Here is a 2,294-nt window from a genome sequence, read left to right as displayed (position 1 = left end):
AAACTAATTTATTTTATTTTCTCATATATTTCACATCATAAGTTCATCTAAATGTGCAGATTCAATAAATTATGATTATGAAGAAATGTACAACTGTGTTAATTTTAGCATGCGTATGCTTTTTATCCACACATGCACAACACTCTTGTAAAGATTGTATATATGATCTATATAAAGGGTTAGGAACATGCCAGTCAAAATGCATAGATATAGGGGGCAATACTTATTCTGTCAAGTCGCTCTATCAAGACAAAAGTGATAGTATTATTTTTGCAGCAATCACCAAGGCTCATGTTTTCAGTTACGGTAACCCGTTAGATTCTGTTGTAGAACTTGATTTGGGTGATAAAGCACTGTATTTTATGGTAACTACTGAACCACCTCGCAGCTTCAGATATTCTGATATCAATTGCGTCTATGATAGTAAAGGATGTAATCTTCTATATAAAGAGGATTACATGAAATTTCCTGCTGTGATTAATGACCCAGATGGTTTCACCAATGTCAGAGAGAGACCTTCAACGAAGTCAAAAGTAAAGACAAAGATTCGTAGGAACCAGATATTTTTATATACCCCAATTTGGGGAAGTGATTGGTGCAGGGCTTATTCTGATGATGGGAGTTTATTTATCGGATATATATATCGTAAACGAATACTACCATTTGATAAATGCCCTGTGGATATTAAAAAGAAAATGATAACATTCATGTTTGATTAAATAGTCGACCCTCAAGAAATATTTAACCATCTGGTTATCAACATAATAATCGTTTTCAAACTTGCATGTTTCTACAAAGTTTTGTACCTTTGTATAGTAAAATCTTGCAAATCAACGATGTATAAATCTCCATTTAATGTCCGTCAGGCATCATTATTCTGGGATCTTGAGGCAATGCACTCTTCCAATAACGCCCTGTACAAGTTAACCAATCTAATCGATTGGAATGTGTTTGAGCAGTCTTTTGCCCCTCTTTACAGCAAGGACACCGGCCGCATGGCCACGCACATCCGTCTGATGGTGGGTCTGCTTATCTTGAAACACCTTCGTGACGTTTCAGACGAGAGCGTCGTGGAGCAGTTCTCGGAGAACGCTTACTTCCAGTATTTTTGTGGAATGGAGGCTTTCCGCACTGACGCTCCCTGCGTTCCCACCGAGCTTGTCGAGTTCCGCGATTGCATCGGGGAATCTGGCATGGAGCTGATACTCAAGGAGAGCATCCGCATCAATCTTTTAATCGACGACCAGAGGAAAGAGGAGACCATGGGAAAAGACGGCAAGGATGGCGGCCGCAGGCGTAAGCCTGATGCGGAGCAGACCGCTTTCATTGACACGAGGTGAAACATTATCTTGCCTTCACTGACAATTTAGGGAGCATCCTCTGCGTTATGGATGAGAATGGTGCAAAGGTTTTCGATGCTTCCTACGATGCGTGGGGCAGTCAGACGGTGACGCTCAACACCATAGGTCTTCACCGTGACTATACGGGACACGAGATGCTCAGCGAGTTCGACATCATCAACATGAACGGTCGGTTATACGACCCGGTACTTGGTCGTTTCTTCAGTCCCGACAACTATGTGCAGATGCCCGACAATAGCCAGAACTTCAACCGCTACAGCTATTGCCTGAACAACCCGCTGAAGTATACGGATCCGAGCGGTAACCTCTTTGGTGTTGACGATGCCATCATAGCCTTTGCCGCATTTAATATGGCCAGCAGTATGATGCAGGCGGCGTTTGAGGGAAAAAGCGTCTGGAAGGCTGGGGCATTGAGCCTGTTGTCGTCGGCAGCAAGTTATGGCATCGGTGCCGCCTTCGGCGGAGTGAGCGGTCTGGGAAACGAGCTGTTGCGTGCCGGTGCGCATGGCCTGGCCAGCGGAGTGGTTTCTGCTTTGGATGGCGGAAACTTTGCCAGTGCTTTCGTCTCGGGTGCAGCGTCCTCTGGTATTGGCTCCTTCGCCCAGAGCGTGAACATGGATCCGGCACTGAGGATTGCTTCCACAACTGTCATGGGTGGCTTGGTAGCCTGGGCCACAGGAGGTGATTTTCTCCAAGGAGCGATGCAGGGGGATGACGATTGGACTGTTTAATCATGCGGCGCATGATGACCCACCATCAGTTAGCACTCAACAGGAAGACCAAAATTTACAAAATATGTTACCAGAGGTTGTCGTAATAGGGAAAGCTCCGGCTTATGTTGTGAAGTTTGCAAATTCTATTTTCGCACAAAGAGTTTCTTTATATTCTATATCAGTCATAAAAATAAGTATGGCTGAGGCAGGAGAACACTCA

The 2,294-nt window shown here is 44.4% G+C and carries 3 protein-coding genes; all 3 read left to right on the top strand.

What is annotated here, in order from left to right:
- Window positions 1-77: 77 nt before the first annotated feature.
- The 3 genes from BN35_RS12305 to BN35_RS14245 all read left to right on the top strand — a co-directional run bounded on the left by BN35_RS12305 (window position 78) and on the right by BN35_RS14245 (window position 2,092).
- Window positions 78-719, top strand: a complete 642-nt coding sequence (locus BN35_RS12305) for an SH3 domain-containing protein (RefSeq protein ID WP_025073264.1) — start codon at window positions 78-80, stop codon at window positions 717-719.
- A gap of 81 nt (window positions 720-800) precedes the next feature.
- Window positions 801-1,340: a transposase gene (locus BN35_RS12300; RefSeq protein ID WP_234396826.1), complete on the top strand. Its 540-nt coding sequence runs from the start codon at window positions 801-803 to the stop codon at window positions 1,338-1,340.
- Complete coding sequence (locus BN35_RS14245; protein ID WP_025073262.1) at window positions 1,337-2,092, top strand: RHS repeat domain-containing protein; 756 nt, start codon at window positions 1,337-1,339, stop codon at window positions 2,090-2,092. Before BN35_RS12300 ends, BN35_RS14245 begins: the two co-directional genes overlap by 4 nt.
- The last annotated feature ends 202 nt before the right edge of the window (window positions 2,093-2,294 follow it).

The sequence above is a fragment of the Hoylesella timonensis 4401737 = DSM 22865 = JCM 15640 genome (assembly GCF_000455445.1).
GTDB classification, from domain to species: Bacteria; Bacteroidota; Bacteroidia; order Bacteroidales; family Bacteroidaceae; genus Prevotella; species Prevotella timonensis.
Note: the sequence above shows the minus strand (reverse complement) of the source record. Positions and strands in the feature narration are given on the sequence as shown.

What these genes read in the sequence shown, in the direction of transcription:
- BN35_RS12305 (WP_025073264.1), top strand. Translation starts at nt 78, where the DNA reads ATGAAGAAATGTACAACTGTGTTAATTTTAGCATGCGTATGCTTTTTA.